Annotated in this window: 12 protein-coding genes; 3 read left to right on the plus strand and 9 right to left on the minus strand. The window is 74.2% G+C overall.

The window, feature by feature from the left end:
- Positions 1-520: 520 nt before the first annotated feature.
- Complete coding sequence (locus tag QK442_RS24555; protein ID WP_282696214.1) at positions 521-1780, plus strand: transposase; 1260 nt, start codon at positions 521-523, stop codon at positions 1778-1780.
- A gap of 46 nt (positions 1781-1826) precedes the next feature.
- Here the strand turns inward: QK442_RS24555 and QK442_RS24560 are convergent, their stop codons facing one another.
- The 4 genes from QK442_RS24560 to QK442_RS24575 all read right to left on the minus strand — a co-directional run bounded on the left by QK442_RS24560 (position 1827) and on the right by QK442_RS24575 (position 7577).
- Positions 1827-3878 (minus strand): helix-turn-helix domain-containing protein, encoded by a 2052-nt coding sequence (locus QK442_RS24560; RefSeq protein ID WP_282696215.1) that lies wholly within the window; start codon positions 3876-3878, stop codon positions 1827-1829.
- A gap of 167 nt (positions 3879-4045) precedes the next feature.
- Positions 4046-5062, minus strand: coding sequence for an AfsR/SARP family transcriptional regulator (locus QK442_RS24565; protein WP_282696216.1), 1017 nt, complete (start codon positions 5060-5062; stop codon positions 4046-4048).
- A 350-nt stretch (positions 5063-5412) separates the two neighbouring features.
- Positions 5413-5880: an anthrone oxygenase family protein gene (locus QK442_RS24570; RefSeq protein WP_282696217.1), complete on the minus strand. Its 468-nt coding sequence runs from the start codon at positions 5878-5880 to the stop codon at positions 5413-5415.
- A 110-nt stretch (positions 5881-5990) separates the two neighbouring features.
- On the minus strand, positions 5991-7577 hold the full coding sequence (locus tag QK442_RS24575) for a von Willebrand factor type A domain-containing protein (protein WP_282696218.1): 1587 nt from the start codon (positions 7575-7577) through the stop codon (positions 5991-5993).
- Positions 7578-7843: 266 nt separating this feature from the next.
- On the opposite strand from QK442_RS24575, the gene QK442_RS24580 reads away from it, so the two are divergent.
- Positions 7844-8560, plus strand: a complete 717-nt coding sequence (locus QK442_RS24580; protein ID WP_282696219.1) for a DNA-binding response regulator — start codon at positions 7844-7846, stop codon at positions 8558-8560.
- 48 nt (positions 8561-8608) lie between these two features.
- Here QK442_RS24580 and QK442_RS24585 read toward each other — a convergent pair whose 3' ends face one another.
- Entirely contained in the window at positions 8609-9484 is an 876-nt protein-coding gene (locus QK442_RS24585; protein ID WP_282696220.1) for an ABC transporter permease, read from the minus strand.
- Positions 9481-12156, minus strand: a complete 2676-nt coding sequence (locus QK442_RS24590) for an alpha/beta fold hydrolase (RefSeq protein ID WP_282696221.1) — start codon at positions 12154-12156, stop codon at positions 9481-9483. The genes QK442_RS24585 and QK442_RS24590 overlap by 4 nt, the downstream gene beginning before the upstream one ends.
- 123 nt (positions 12157-12279) lie before the next feature.
- On the opposite strand from QK442_RS24590, the gene QK442_RS24595 reads away from it, so the two are divergent.
- Positions 12280-12699, plus strand: coding sequence for a GNAT family N-acetyltransferase (locus QK442_RS24595; RefSeq protein ID WP_282696222.1), 420 nt, complete (start codon positions 12280-12282; stop codon positions 12697-12699).
- Here QK442_RS24595 and QK442_RS24600 read toward each other — a convergent pair.
- The 3 genes from QK442_RS24600 to QK442_RS24610 form a co-directional block, all read right to left on the minus strand.
- A complete protein-coding gene (locus tag QK442_RS24600) occupies positions 12630-13307 on the minus strand; it encodes a DUF4291 domain-containing protein (protein ID WP_282696223.1) in 678 nt (225 codons plus the stop codon). The two genes, QK442_RS24595 and QK442_RS24600, sit on opposite strands and share 70 nt — an antisense overlap.
- An 86-nt stretch (positions 13308-13393) precedes the next feature.
- Positions 13394-13603 carry a DUF397 domain-containing protein gene (locus tag QK442_RS24605; protein ID WP_349239679.1) on the minus strand — a complete coding sequence of 70 codons (210 nt, stop codon included), beginning with the start codon at positions 13601-13603 and terminating at the stop codon, positions 13394-13396.
- Positions 13604-13615: 12 nt separating this feature from the next.
- Positions 13616-14479 carry a helix-turn-helix transcriptional regulator gene (locus tag QK442_RS24610; RefSeq protein ID WP_282696225.1) on the minus strand — a complete coding sequence of 288 codons (864 nt, stop codon included), beginning with the start codon at positions 14477-14479 and terminating at the stop codon, positions 13616-13618.
- Between the last annotated feature and the right edge of the window lie 128 nt (positions 14480-14607).

Consider the following 14607-nt stretch of genomic DNA (forward strand, 5'->3'; position numbering starts at 1 on the left):
CCCAGGTTAAGGGGGCGGCCGTTCCCGGGTTGAGGGAGCGGTGCGCGGAGCGAGGAGCGAGGCGCACGGGCGTGGTACCGGCCTGGGGCATTAACCGGGTCCCGCCCGTGCCGCCTCGCTCCGCGATGGTCCGGCGACGGAGCGCAACCGGTCAAAGCCGGGCCGCCGAGTCTGTCAGCTCCCCCGCTCCGCTCCCGGGAGCTGTCCGGAACCGGCCGCCCCGGGGGCGAGTACCGGCCAACCCCTGACGGGGCCGAGGGGTGTGGGCGGACCACCACCCCGGGTGCCGGGAGGTGTGCGCGGGGCCTCCCCGAGGCCGTGCGGAGCCGGTTCCGGACCCCGCCCCGGCCCCTACGGGCGGGACGGAAGCGCAGGTCAGGGGCGGGGCGGTGGTCCGGCCACCATCAGGCGGCCGTTTCGGGTGCCGGGTCCACCTCGTCGGGAAGGGCGGAGACGGGCGACGGTGGAGGGGCAGCGGGAGGCAGCTGCGCATCCCTCGGGCAGGACGGGCAGGAGTGTCGTGAGTACATCCGTCGCAATCAAGCGCGGGTCGGCCGGCGTGGCCGCTCCGTCGACCGTGCCGCGGCCCCGCGTCCGTGCCCTCCCCCGGGCCGCGGCCCCCCGCCCCGGCGAGGACGTCTACACCGGGCTGACCTCCGCGCTCTTCTCCGGTTTCGCCCGCCGCGACCAGCGGATGAAGGCCGAGCAGTACCTCCACGGGCTGCTGACCGCGCAGGGCCGCAAGTCGATCCGGAACATCGCCGCGCAGTTCGGTGGTCCGGCGGCCGAGCAGAGCCTGCACCACTTCATCTCCACCTCTCCCTGGGACTGGCAGCCGATGCGGGCCTCGCTCGGGCGGTTCCTGGAGCGTCGCGGGCACCCGCAGGCGTGGGTGGTGCGGCCGATGCCGATCCCGAAGACGGGCGCGCTGTCGGTGGGCGTGGACCGGCGCTTCGACCCGGAGCGCGGGCAGGTCTTCCAGGGTCAGCAGGCCTTCGGCGTGTGGTTCGCGGGCGAGGAGCTGAGCGCGCCGGTCAACTGGCGGCTGTTCCTGCCGGATCCGTGGGTGAACGACCGTACGCGGCGCGACCGCGCGGAGGTTCCCGACGAGGCCGGCGAGGAGACGCTGGAGGAGTGCGCGGTCACCGCGGCGCTCGACACCGCGAGCTGGACCGACATCACCCGCAAGCCGGTGGTCCTCGACATCCGGGGTGGTGCGGGCCGGGCGGCGCTGACCCGGCTGGCGGCGGCCGGGGTGCCGGTGGTGGCGCGGATCGGGGCCGGCTCGCGGATGGCGATCGCGGACCGCTCGCTGCCCGGTTTCGGCGCGGGCCCGATGCAGGCGGCGCAGATACTGGAGTCCCTGAAGGGGCTGCGCAGGCCGGTGAGCTGGGTGGACACGGTCGGCGGCGCGCGGACCTCGCGCACCTCGCTGGCCCTGGCCGTGCGGGTCGCGCTGCCTTCCCCCGGCGGGGAGCGGATGCGGCCGCTGATGCTGCTCGGCGAGTGGGACGACCCGCGCCGGGGCCCGGCCCGGGTGTGGATCAGCGACCTGACGCAGTCGACCGTCGGTTCGCTGCTGCGGCTCACGAAGCTGACGCACCGGGTGGAGCGGGACTTCGCCGCGATCGGTGAGGAGGCGGGGCTGCGGGACTTCGTGGGCCGCTCGTACCGGGGCTGGCACCGGCACATCACGCTGGCCTCGGCCGCGCACACGGCGACGGTGCTCGGCGCGACGTGGGAGACGGCGGGGTACGGCACCGGCCGCGCGGCCGGCTGACGCCTCCTCAGCCGCCGGCCCTGCTCCACGCGCGCGTGGGCGGGGTTCAGTCCGCGGGGCCGGCCGGGGGGCGGGCCGGGGCGGTGGCGGCGCGGCGGCGGGCCAGGACCTCGCGGGTGCGCTGGAGTTTCAGGGCGAGCTGGACCTCCAGGACCTGGCCGGGCTTCTGCCAGGAGGGGCCGAGGAGTTCGCCGATGCGCTCCAGGCGGCGGGAGACCGTGTTGGGGTGGACGTGCAGGGCCTCGGCCGCGTTGGTGGGGCTGGAGCCGGAGGCGAAGTACGCCTCCAGGGTGCGGGTGAGGTCGGTGAGCCGTTCGGCGTCGTAGTCGAGGACGGGCCCGATCGCGTTCTCCACGAAGCCGTCCACGTCGTGGTCGTCGGAGAGCAGCATCCCGAGGAAGCCGAGGTCGGCGACGCCCGCGGCGGAGCCCGTGCCGCCGAGGGCGCTCATCGCGTCGAGGCAGCGCAGGGCCTCCGCGTACAGCGGTCCGACGGCGTCGGGGCCGCCGCCGGGTCCGGTGGCGGCGACGGAGACGGGGTGGCCGAGGAGCGGGGTGAGCTCCTCGGAGACGGCGGAGGCGGCGGCGGAGGCGTCCACGCCGGGGAGCAGCAGCACGATGCAGCCGCCCTGCACGGTCTTGAGGCCGGAGAGGCGGTACGCGTACGAGGACGCCCAGACCACGGCCCGGCCCTGCTCGCCGCCCTCCGGCCGGGCGACCACGAGGACGTGCGGTTTGCGCAGGTCCACGCCGAGGCGCCGGGCGCGCCGGGCGATCTGCTGCGGGGCGTGCGGCGGGTCGGCGATGAGGTCGTCGAGGAGTTCGTCGCGGACGGGTCCTTCGGCGACGGCGGTGGAGCGCTGCATGAGGAGGAGCAGGGCGACGGACTGGGCGACGAGTTCGAGGAGCCGTTCGTCCTCGTCGGTGAGGCCGCCCTCGGCGCGGACCACCAGGCCGCCGAGGTCCTCGGAGCCTGCGAGGACCGGGGCGACCCAGACGGAGTCGGCGGCGAGGACGGGGCGGCGGCCGGCGTGGGCGTCGAGGGACGCCTTGGCGACGGCGTCCTCGTCGAGGTCGGGGAAGTCACCGCTGACGGCGAGGCGGTGGCCGCCGGGGTCGCGGACCATCACGGCGGCGTCGAGGGCGTCGCCCGCGGCCATGGCGACGTGCGGGAGGTCGCCGCCGGCGAGGACCAGGTTCATGATCCGGCCGTGGGCCTCGCCGACGTGCCGCATCCGGGCGAGGCTGGTGCGCACGCGCGCGCTGTCCCGCTCCAGTTCGAGGAGTTCGGCGCGGGTGCGGTCGAGGAGGCCGGCCTTCTCGACGGCGAGGGCGGCCAGGTCGGCGAGGGCGCCGAGCAGGGCGATCTCCTGCGGGGTGTGGTCGCGGACCCGGCGGTCGGCGCCGAAGAGGGCGCCGATGACGGAGTCCCCGCTGCGCAGCGGCACGGCGACGATGGCGCGCAGCCCTTCGGCGCGGACGGCCTCGTCGCCCGGGTCGACGACCTCGGCGTCGTCGAGCGCGGCGGCCGGGTCGGGGGCCTCGCCGCTGGTGAACCGCTCGTCGGCCGGGTAGTCGGGGGTCCAGATGGGTTCGCCGGTGCGCTGGACGATGCCGCCGAGGCAGTTGCCGGCGCCGATGCGCAGCCCCACGCTGAGGCCGGGTCCGGTGGTGTCGCCGGTGTCGCCGCCGGTGCGGGAGCCTTCGGTGACACGGATGTAGCAGGCGCCCTCGGGGCCGCGGAGGGTCACGTACGCCATGTCGAGGCCGAGGAGGCGACGGGCCCGGCGGGTGACGATCCGGAGCAGGCCGTCCAGGTCGTAGCTGAGCGTCAGGTCGCGGGCGGTGTCGGTGAGTACGGCGAGGGAGGCGCCGCTGCGGGCGGCCCGGGCGCGGTCGGTGGCGCGCTCGTCGTGGAGGGAGCGGGCGAGGGCGACGGCCCTTTCCAGTCTGCCGAGGCCGGCCTCGTCGAGTCCGGCGAGCCTGGCCTCGTCGAGCAGGGTCTCGAACTGGCCGGGCAGGCCCTGTCCTGCCAGTAGTTCCAGGACCGCGAGCAGCGCGTCGGCGCCCGCGCCCGCATCGGCGCCGTGCGTCTCCATGGCCCCACCCCCGTAGTCGAGCTTAAATCGGGCACCTCGGAGGAAACCCGTCCTGACGGCCGAAACTAATTCGGTCCCGGGAGCGGGTCAACGGTGACGTGCGGCACTTCATTCCCCCAGTGGTTCCCCCGGGTCGGGTTCCCGCCACCGACGGAGCCGAGGGGCCGTCAGACGGCGATGGCCACGCCCGTCGTCACCGGGTCGGTGCGGAGGGGCTGTTGGGCGGGGACGCGCGGCCGGCCGGAGCCGTACCAGGTGACGGTCGGCACCCCGTCGGCGGGTGCGGCGGCGCGGGGCGCGTACCCGGGCTCGGGCTCGGAGCCGTATCCGAAGACGCCCTCACCGGAGGCGGCGGGGCGGAGCGCCCGGCTCCCGGCGGCGGCCACGCGCGTGTGCCGGAGGGCGAGGACCGAGTGCTGGAGTCTGCGGAGGCGTGCGGAGGGTTCCATTCCGGTCTCCCGGCGGAGGATCGCGCACAGCCGCTCGTAGACGGCGAGGGCCTCCTCGTGGCGGCCGCAGCGGAGCAGGGCGACCATGAGGTGGGCCTGGAGCGGTTCGTTGGTGGCGTATCGGGCGGCGAGGCCGGGGAGTTCGGAGAGGATCTCCTCGTGCCGGCCGAGGCCGAGCTGGGCCTCGACCCACTGGTCGAGGACGCTGAGCCGGGCGGACTCCAGCCGCTCGATCTCGCGGAGGAGGCAGGGCCCCGCGGCCACGCCCGCGTAGGGCTCGCCCCGCCAGAGGGCGAGGGCCTCGCCGAGCCGCAGCGAGGCGCGCGCCAGGTCTCCGGCGTCCATGGCGCGGTAGCCGGCGCCGGCCGCGCGCTCGAACCGCCCGATGTCGTGGACGCCGCCGCCGGTGTCGAGCCGGTAGCCGCCGGGGAGCGAGACGAGGACCGCGTCGGCGGTGCGCCGCTCGCCCCAGCCGTCCGGTACGCCGGGATCCTCGGACTCGTGGAGGGCGCGGGCGATGAGGGCGCGCAGCTCGGCTATGTGGGTGGCGAGTTCGGTACGCGCGCCGCGCGGTGCACCGGACGGCCACAGCTCCTCGGTGAGGACGGTGACGGGGACGACCTGGCCCGCGAAGGCGGTGAGCAGGGCGAGCACCTGGCGTGGCGCGGCCGCGGTCGGGGTGATCGAGACCCCGTTCTCACGGACCGACAGTCCCCCCAGGATCTGGACGTCCACGATGCCCCCTCGGTGTGTGCGCAGGCGGATCCTCGGTTGATTAAAAAAAGACCCCCCTCATCATGTCAATAAGAAACCGGAAGGTATGAAATCCGGGTCCCTGAAATCGGGGTGATCCACCCCCTTTGATGGGATATAAGGACGGCGGCTTCTCGCCAGGGGCTGGAAGTCGATGGGTGTCGACAGCATGTTTCGGACTCGCTAGTTTGGTTTTGAAGGTTCTCTGCGGATGCGGGAGGGGCGATCTTCGACGAGATCGCGCCATCCGGGAGGCCAAGCGGACCCGGCGGTCGGTTTCACCACCGGGTCGGAGGCGGGGCGGGGGCGGGGGTCCGGCCCTGCTTCCGGGATCAGCCGACGGCGGCCGCGGTGAGCAGACCGAAGGCGGCGACGATCAGGGCCGTACGGATCCGGTGGTAGGCGTTCCAGCGCGGCTCGAAGGCGGCGCGGCTCGCGGCCGGGTCCTCGTCGGGGCCCTCGGCGGCGGCGAGCGCGTTGTTGAGGGGGACGTTGCCGACGACGGTGACCAGGTGGTTGAGGACCGCGCAGACGAATCCGGCGAGCACCAGCCAGCGCTGCGTGCCGGTCCGGCCGTCCACCGGCACCAGGTAGGCGGCGATCGGGAAGACGGCGACGGCGAGGAAGACGGCCATGAAGACCGCCCTGGGCACCGTCTCGTTGACCCGGCGCATCGCGGTGACGAACGCGGCGTCCGTGAGGCGGCCCAGGGCGGGCATGATCCCGGTGAGGAAGATCAGGAGGAAACCGGCGTAGAGGCCGGTGCTTGCGACGGCGAGGGCGAGCAGCAGGGTGGCCATGGGGTCATGATGCCGCCCCTCCGACGGAGCCGCCCGTTCCCCTCTCGCACCTCCGCCCCTGCCACGCGCGCGTGGCAGGGGCGGAGGACGGAGGGCGCGTGCCGACCGGTTCAGGCGTACGGGTCGGCGGAGGTGAACTCACCCTCCTGGGAAGGCCGTTCCCCCCTCAGCCGGTCCGCCTGGCGCACCGCCTCGGCGAGCTCCCCGACCACGGCGGAGCCGGAACGCTTCCGGATGGCGTCGGCGTACGCGGCCAGCTCGCCGAGGCGCGGCGCGCCCGGCAGCGAGCCGCCGCGCAGCTCCTCCGCGAAGTAGGCGGCGATCGCCGAGAGCTGCAGGCTGTCGTGGCCGGAATCCCAGAGCGCCGCGTGCAGCGCGCCGGACTCGACCGTGCCCGAACGCTCCTGCGGGGAGCGGGACTCGGGGTCGAGCCAGCGGACGGTGGCGGTGGCGATCCGGCCGCTCGCGCCCGGCCGGGTCTTCACCGCGTACAGGGCGGTGACGGTGTGCCCGGCGCCGACCTCGCCGCCGTCGACCCGGTCGTTCCTGAAGTCCTCGTCGGCGACCGCGCGGTTCTCGTAGCCGATCAGCCGGAACTTCTCCACGGTCGCCCGGTCGAAGGCGACCTGCGCCTTGGCGTCCCGGGCGCGCAGCTCGACCTGGGCGGGCAGCTGGTCGACGAAGACCTTGCGGGCCTGCTCCCGGGTGGAGACGTACGTGGTCTGGCCGTCGCCCCGGTCGGCGAGCCGTTCCATCAGCTCGTCGCCGTACTGGCTGCCGACGCCCACCCCGAAGAGGGTGATGCCGTGCTCCCTGCGCTGCTCCTCGATGCGGCCGAGAAGCGCGTCGGCGGAGGTCTCGCCGGTGTTGGCGAGGGCGTCGGAGAGCAACACGACCCGGTTGACGGCGCCCTTCCGCCGGCCTTCGGCGGCGACGTCGTACCCGGTGCGCAGACCGGCCCCCAGGTTGGTGGAGGAGCGGACGGCGAGCGAGTCGACGGCCTGGCGGACCCGCCCGCGGGCGTCGCCGAGGCGGGTCATCGGCAGCAGGGTCTCGGCCTCGTCGCTGAAGGCGACCAGGGCGACCGAGTCGTCGTCGCGGAGCTCGTCGGCGGCGAGCCGCAGGGAGTGCTGGACGAGGTCGAGACGGCCGGGTTCGCCCATCGAGCCGGAGACGTCGACGACGAAGGTGAGGGCGGCGGGCGGCCGTTCGCCGGCGCGGTCCGCGCCCCGGGTGGCGAGGCCGACCCGGACCAGCGACCAGCCCTCGGCGCCGGTGCGGGCGCCGTCGACGGTGACGCTGAAGCCGTCGTCGGAGGGGCGCGGGTAGTCGGGGCGGAAGCTGTTGACGAACTCCTCGGGCCGCACGGTCGAGGGGTCGGGCAGCCGGCCCTCGGCGAGCGAGCGGCGGGCGTAGCCGTAGGAGGCGGTGTCGACGTCGAGAGCGAAGGTGGAGAGGTAGTCGGGGGCCCGGCTGGGAGCCCGCTGCTCGCCCTCGGGCGCGTCCGGGGCCTGCCCGTCGGCCGGGGCGGGCGCGGCGGTGCGGCCGCCGTCGGGGACCTGGGGCGCGGCCCGCCGGTGGTCGCCCGCCGCGTCCCTCGTCGCGCCGTCGCCGCAGCCGGCGAGGACGAGCCCGGCGGCGAGCGTCCCGGCGAGAGCGGCGACACGGACTCTTCTTCTCCGGTGAGGTCGGTTCATGGTCAACTCCCCCTCTTCGTACGGAATTCACGCCGGGCGCGGGTCGCCGTCGGGTGCGACGGGGCCGCGTCCGGCTTCTGTGGACTGTGACGAACGGGAGGGCCGTTCGGACCCCGCGAAGGAGTTGCGGATGCGTCTCGATGTGGCAACGGGAACCGGAACGGGGCCGACGGCATGGAGACGCCAGGTTTGTCCACAGGGGTTGTCACCGTGTGCAGTCACATGCGTACATGGAGTGGACATCGATCGGGCGGGGGTGGTCAGCGGTGGCAGAGAGCGCGGGCTCCGTGGTGCTCGCCCGTTCGGCGATGAACCGGGCCGTGACCGAGGGACAGCGGCCGGCGGGGCGCCCGGTCCGGGGGGCGCGGCGCATCAGCGCGGCGCTCGCAGGGCTGGCCGCCTCGACCCGGCACGAGCTGCTGACCTTCGACGACCCGGTGGCCTCGGCGGACCGCGCGATCCCCGAGCCCTTCCTGGAGCTGGCGGAGGCGTGCATGCGGGCGGCGGCGGAGCGGGCCGGGGAGGTGCGGCGGATCGTGCCCCGGCACGCCCTGTCCCGGCTGGAGGGCGGGCCGCGGATACCCGGGCGGGCGCGGTGCGCCGACGCGATCCCGTTCAAGCTGATCGTGGTGGACCGGACGGTGGCGGCGGTCCCGCTCGATCTGGAGCTGCTGTACAACGGCCTGTTGCTGATCCGGGACCCGGTGGTGGTGCAGGCCCTGGTACGGGCGCACCAGGCCTCCTGGACGGCGGCCGAGGAGCTGTGGCGCATTCCGCCGCCCCGGCCCTCGGGCGGGCCGCCGGAGCAGCTGCGGCCGGTCCTGGATGCCCTGCTGTCGGGGCTGACGGACGAGACGGCGGCGGCTCGGCTCGGCATGTCGGCGCGGACGTACAGCCGGCGGGTGGGCGAGCTGATGGCCGCCCTGGGGACGACGAGCCGCTTCCGCGCGGGCGCGGAAGCGGCTCGGAGGGGGTGGTTGTGAGCCCCGGCCAGGACCGGAGCTCAAGGTTCAGGGGTCAGGGGTCAGGGGTCAGGACACGATGTCCTTGCGGGCGAAGCCCCGGAAGGCGAGGGCGAAGAGGACCAGGGCGTAGGTCACGGAGACTGACGCGCCCTGGACCATGCCACCCCACTCCAGGCGGGGCTGGAGGGCGTCGATCCAGGCGAACTGCCAGTGCGCGGGCAGGAAGTCGCGCCAGTCGCCGAGGGCGGTGACCGCGTCCAGGACGTTGCCGACGATGGTCAGGCCGACGGCTCCGCCGACCGCGCCGAGCGGGGCGTCGGTGCGGGTGGAGAGCCAGAAGGCGAGGCCCGCGGTGACCAGTTGGGAGACGAGGACGAAGGAGGTGGCGACACCGAGGCGGAGGACGGCCTCCCCCGCCGGGAGCGAACCGCCGGTGGGCAGCTGGAGCGGACCCCAGCCGTAGGCGACCGTGCCGGCGGCGAGGGCGAGGAGCGGAAGGAGGAAGAGCGCCGCGGCGCTGTAGCCGAGCGCGACCGTCAGCTTGGCGGCGAGCAGCCGGGCGCGCGGCACCGGAGCGGCCAGCAGATAGCGGAGCGAGGACCAGCCGGCCTCGGAGGCGACGGTGTCGCCGCAGAAGAGCGCCACGGGGATGACGAGGAGGAAACCGGCCGAGACGAAGAGACAGGTCGCCGCGAAGTTGGCGCCCGAGGCGGTCGCCGTGTCGATGAGGGTGATCCGGCCGCCGCGGTCGTCGCCGTCGGGGCGGCCGATGGCGAAGGCGACGATCAGGACGAACGGCAGGGCGGCGAGCACCCCGGCCATCACCAGGGTGCGGCGGCGCTTCCACTGGCGCAGGGCCTCGACGCGCAGCGGCAGGGTGCGCCCGGGGCGGTAGCCGGGGGCGAGGGCCTCGGGGCCGGGGCCGGTGGCCGTCGCGGTCATGCGGATCCTCCGATCAGGGTCAGGAAGGCGTCCTCCAGGCGTCGGTGCGGGCCGACCCCGGTCAGCGGGACGTCCAGGCGGACGAGTTCGCCGATCAGCGCGGTGGCGGCGGCGCTGCCGGTGGTCCCGTCGGGGCCGGTGGTGTCGAGGCGGACGAGGAGGCCGTCCTCGGCACGGACGGCGGAGGCGACGCCCGGCAGGGCGGTGACCTTCTCGACGAGCGCGTCGGGGACGGGTGCGCCGAGGGTGACGAGCAGGGTGTCGCCCGCGCCGGTGATCTCGGCGACCGGTCCGGCCTGGACCAGCTGTCCGCGGTCCATGACGACGAGGTGGGTGCAGGACTGCTCGACCTCCGCGAGGAGGTGGCTGGAGACGATGACGGTACGGCCGCCGGCCGCGTACCGGATCATCACCTCCCGCATCTCGCGGATCTGCGGCGGGTCGAGGCCGTTGGTGGGTTCGTCGAGGATGAGGAGGTCGGGCAGGCCGAGCATGGCCTGGGCGATGGCGAGCCGCTGCCGCATGCCCTGCGAGTAGGTGCGGACGGCCCGTTCGAGGGCGCCGCCCAGGTTGGCGATGCGCAGGGCCTCGTCGAGGTGGGCGTCCTCGGCGGGGCGGCCGGTGGCCTTCCAGTACAGCTCCAGGTTCTCCCGGCCGGTGAGGTGCGGCAGGAAGCCGGCGCCCTCGACGAAGGAGCCGACGCGGGAGAGGACCGGCGCGCCGGGGCGGATGGCCTGGCCGAAGACCCGGATCTCGCCCTCGTCGGGGGCGATCAGGCCCATGAGCATGCGCAGGGTGGTGGTCTTCCCGGCCCCGTTGGGGCCGAGGAGGCCGAGGACCTGGCCCTGTTCGACACGGAAGGAGAGATCACGGACCGAATACCGTGCGCCGCCCTTGTACTTCTTCGACAGGCCGGTGATCTGGAGGGGTACGGAGGCGAGTTCGGGGTCCGGCGCCGGGGTGGCGGTGCGGCGGCGGGCGGTGAGGAGGAGGACGGCGGCGACGGCGAGGCCGAGGAGCGGCAGGGCCCAGACCCACCCGGGCAGACCGGCGGCCTGGGTGGCGACGGCGGGCGCGGTCGGCACGGTGAGGGGGCTCTCGACGGCGACGGTGTAGTCGGCGCCGACGGCCGGGGAGGCGTAGCCGAGGTCGGTGGCCGAGACGACGAGCCGGAGCCGGTGGCCGGCCTCCACCTCGTGGTCGATCGCGGGCAGGGTGAGGGTCACGGACCGGCCCTTCCCCGCGTCCTCGACGCGGACCGGGGCGACGAGTTGGGCGGGCAGCACCTGCTGCCGGCCGTCGGGCCCGACGTCGTACACCTTGGCGAAGAGGACGGCGGAGCCGTCGGCGGCGGTCGAGGTGACCTTGACGCGGACGGTCGGGGTGCCGGTGATCCGGAGCGGCGCGGTCTGCGGAGCCGCGTCGAAGCGGGCGTGCTGGCCGGGGAAGTCGAGGGCGAGGCCGACGCCGAGGGAGGAGGAGAGACCGGAGACGCCGCCGCCGAGGCCGGGGACGGCGGAGAGGGCGGGCGGGGCGCCGCCGGCCGGGTTGGTGAAGCGCTGCGGCGGCCCGGCGAGGACGAGCTCGCGGGTGCCCGCGCGCAGGCCCGGGTAGCGGTCGGCGGTGGCGGCGCGGAGGGTGGCGCGGCCGTTGGTGGAGTCGACGCCGCCGGTGCGGCTGACGCGGAAGGCGGGCCCGGTGTCGACGGAGGCGTCCTTCTTCAGCCAGCGGTCGAACCAGGCGCCGATCCGGTCCTCGACGCGCCCGCTCTCCCGGTCGCCGCCGTCGTGCCCTCCGGCGGTCCAGTCGACCGCCACGGGGGCGCCGTTGGCGGCGAGGGCGCGGGCCATGGCGTCGGCCTGGTCGAGGGTGAAGAGGGAGTCGCTCTGCCCCTGGACGATGAGGGTGGGGACCTTGACGCGGTCGCCGACGGCGGAGGGGCTGCGGGACTCCAGGAGCGCGCGGGCGGCGGCGTCCGGCGTACCGGAGACGCCGACGCGCTCGCGCAGGGCGCAGATCTCGGGGGCGAACCGCCCGCAGGCACCACCCCGCGGGTCGGTGCCCATGGAGAAGAGGATCCCGGCCCACAGCTTCTTGTAGACGCCCTCGGGCAGGAGGGCGTCGGCGAGGTTCCAGTAGGTGATCTGCGGGGCGACGGCGTCGACGCGCGGGTCGTGGCCGGCGGCGAGGAGGGAGATCGCGCCGCCGTAGGAGGCCCCGGTGACGCCCACCCGCGGGTCCCCGTCCCCGTCGAGCAGGACCTCGGGCCGGTCGGCGAGCCAGTCGATCAGCTTCCGGACGTCCTGGACCTCGCGCTCCGGGTCGTTGAGGCCGATCTTCCCGCCGGAGGCGCCGAAGCCGCGGGCCGACCAGGTGAGGACGGCGTAGCCGTCCCGGGCGAGCCGTTCGGCCTGGGGCCGGACGTCGTCCTTGGAGCCGCCGAAGCCGTGGGCGAGGAGGACGGCGGGCCTGCGGCCGGTGCCGCCGCCGGTGAAGTACGAGGTGTCGATCCGTGCCCCGTCGAAGGTGAGGCCCCGGTCCGCGCGGTGGACGGGCGGCGGTTCGTCCAGGGCGACGGCGGCCCAGGTCCCGCCGCCGCCGAGGAGCACGGCGAGCACGGCACCGGCCACGGCCCACCGCCGCAGGCCCTTGCGGGGAAGTCTCAGCTGCATGCCCCGAGCCTAGGCGGCCCGGAAGCCCCGCCCCGAGGTGCCCAGGTCGGAAATCGGCGGCCGCCTCCGGTCGTACGCGGTACCGTCCCGTACACCAGCCGCGGTACGCGAAGGAGGCGCAGGGTGGAGATCCGGCGGGCGACCACGGTGGCGGAACTGCTCGCGGCGGCACACCTGTACGACGCGCCGCCCCGCGAGGACTGGGCGGCGGCCTTCCTCGCCGCCCCCGGCCACGTCCTCCTGATCGCCTACGCGGACGACGGCGCCCCCGCCGGTTTCGTCTCCGGCATCGAGATGCACCACCCCGACAAGGGCGTGGAACTCTGCCTGTACGAACTCTCCGTCGACGAACCCCACCGCCGCCACGGCATCGGCCGTGCCCTCACCGAAGCCCTCGCGACCGAGGCCCAAGCGCGCGGCTGCTACGGCATGTGGGTCGGCGTGGACACGGACAACGGACCCGCCCTGCGCACCTACGCGTCGGCGGGCGCCGCCGACGAGGGCGTCTTCACGATGCGCACCTGGTCCTTCCCGACCCCCTGACCCCCGGGATCCACCCGCCCGAGAAGCCCCTCCGGCACCGGGTACGGCCGCTCCCCCGGCAGCAGCCGCCCGGCCTCCGCGAGGCGCCCCTCCCGTACGAGGCCGTGGATCTCGTGGGCGAGCGGGGTCACGTCCCGGATCGCGACCGTCCACTCGTCCGCGTACCGCCGGGACGCCTCCCCGGCCAGCCCGAGCTGGAGCGAACGGTGGGCCAGCGGCCTCAGCCGGAGGTCGCGCTCGGGGTCCCACTGCACGCGGGCCGGGGAGCGGCGCAGCTCCTGCTGCCAGGCGGTCCGGTCGGTGTGGAAGCCGCGCACGTAGTGGGAGAGGGAGGCGTGGCGCAGGGCCCATTCGAAGCCCTCGCGGCTGATGCCGACGGCGAGAACGGTCTCCTGATCCGGCTTCAGGCCCCAGCCGCAGCGGTACATCATCCACAGGAACGAGGGCTTGATCCACGTCATCCGCTCCCGCTTCCACGCCGCCGGGAACCGCCCGTCCCGGGCGGCCGGCACGCCGAGGGCAGGGGCGTACGCCTGGTAGACGGTCACGGTGGCGTCGTCGTACACGGCGCGGATCTGGTACGTGGGGTGCTGGGCGGCGACGGGCATGGCCCCAGGGTGCGCCGCGACCCACCCCGAGGACCACTCCTTATTGCCGTCGGCGCCCCTGAACTCACCGCGCCGCACCCGCCTGGTCAACCCAGCCGGCTGTCCTTCAAGGCCCGGACGAACGACGTCCAGGCATGCGCCTCGAAGGCCAGTCGAGGCCCTGCGGCCACCTTGCTGTCACGTACCGGCACAGCGCCCGGAAGGCCGTCCCCGACCTCGACACACTGGCCGTTCCCGCTGCTGTGGCTGCTGCTGCGCCACACAAGCTCGGCAGGATCGTGCTGCACTCCACCCACTTCCTCTCCCCCTCACCTTCTCGATTCCGCAACCTTAGCCAGCAGGTCAGCACTGTCGTTCGGTCCCAGAGCCACTGCCTGCAGATGTTCGAACATCAACTTGTAGCGCCGGAGCTCCGGCTCCGACTCCAGGAACAGGTCACCGGCGGGCGTGTCCAGATAGACGAGCTCCGGGTCGTCCGCATCCGGGAAGTCCATGTGCACGAAGCTTCCGGTCATCCCCGCGTGCGCTCCCTTGTCGAAGGGGATCACCTGGAAAATCACGTTCGGCTCCTCGGCGAGTCGGAGCAGGTGCCTCACTTGCTCCCGCATGACGCTCGGCCCTCCGACCCGACGGCTCAGGGCGGCTTCGTCCACGATGGCCCACAGCTGGAGTGGACGCTCCTTGGTGAGGACGGCCTGCCTCTCCATACGCGCTTGGACCCGCTGCGTGATCTCCTTCTGGCTAGCCGTCGGCAACACGCCCTTGATGACCTCGCGGGCGTAGGACTCCGTCTGGGCGAGGCCGGGGATGAACAGCGACTCGTAGTTCCGGACCGTCCGCGCTTCGGCCTCGAAACCGATGTACGCGGTGTACTCCTCGGGCAGCTCCGAGTGGTACGGCCGCAGCCACCCCTGGTCGTTCGAACCGCTCTGGAGTGCCAACAGGTCGGCCCGTCGCCGATCGTCGGCCTGGTACAGATCCAACAGGCCGATGAGAGTGCGCTTCTGAGGTCGCGTACGGGACCGCTCGATGCGGTAGAGCGTCACCTCGTTGATCCCGGTCCGTTCAGCCACGTCCTCTCGCGTGAGCCCCGCCGACGCACGGAGCTTCCTCAACTCAGCTGCAAGGCGGCGGAGTCTGACGGTCGGTGGGCGCGGTCGCTTCTCCGGCATGCTGCGGTCCCTTCTCTGCCGGGTGGTACCCGCGAGTGTGCGTGGTCAACTCGCCGGCGCTCAACCTGACTCGAACACGACGAGGAATTTTGCAACCCTTGCATTCTCTATGGCTGCAAGAGCATGCT

It is taken from the genome of Streptomyces sp. CC208A (assembly GCF_030010625.1).
GTDB lineage: Bacteria > Actinomycetota > Actinomycetes > Streptomycetales > Streptomycetaceae > Streptomyces.

Excerpts from the sequence above, each read along its gene's own strand:
- QK442_RS24600 (WP_282696223.1), bottom strand. The coding sequence starts at position 13,307 with ATGCCCGTCGCCGCCCAGCACCCCACGTACCAGATCCGCGCCGTGTAC.
- QK442_RS24585 (WP_282696220.1), bottom strand. The coding sequence starts at position 9,484 with ATGACCGCGACGGCCACCGGCCCCGGCCCCGAGGCCCTCGCCCCCGGC.
- QK442_RS24575 (WP_282696218.1), bottom strand. The coding sequence starts at position 7,577 with ATGAACCGACCTCACCGGAGAAGAAGAGTCCGTGTCGCCGCTCTCGCC.
- QK442_RS24590 (WP_282696221.1), bottom strand. The coding sequence starts at position 12,156 with ATGCAGCTGAGACTTCCCCGCAAGGGCCTGCGGCGGTGGGCCGTGGCC.
- QK442_RS24560 (WP_282696215.1), bottom strand. The coding sequence starts at position 3,878 with ATGGAGACGCACGGCGCCGATGCGGGCGCGGGCGCCGACGCGCTGCTC.
- QK442_RS24610 (WP_282696225.1), bottom strand. The coding sequence starts at position 14,479 with ATGCCGGAGAAGCGACCGCGCCCACCGACCGTCAGACTCCGCCGCCTT.
- QK442_RS24570 (WP_282696217.1), bottom strand. The coding sequence starts at position 5,880 with ATGGCCACCCTGCTGCTCGCCCTCGCCGTCGCAAGCACCGGCCTCTAC.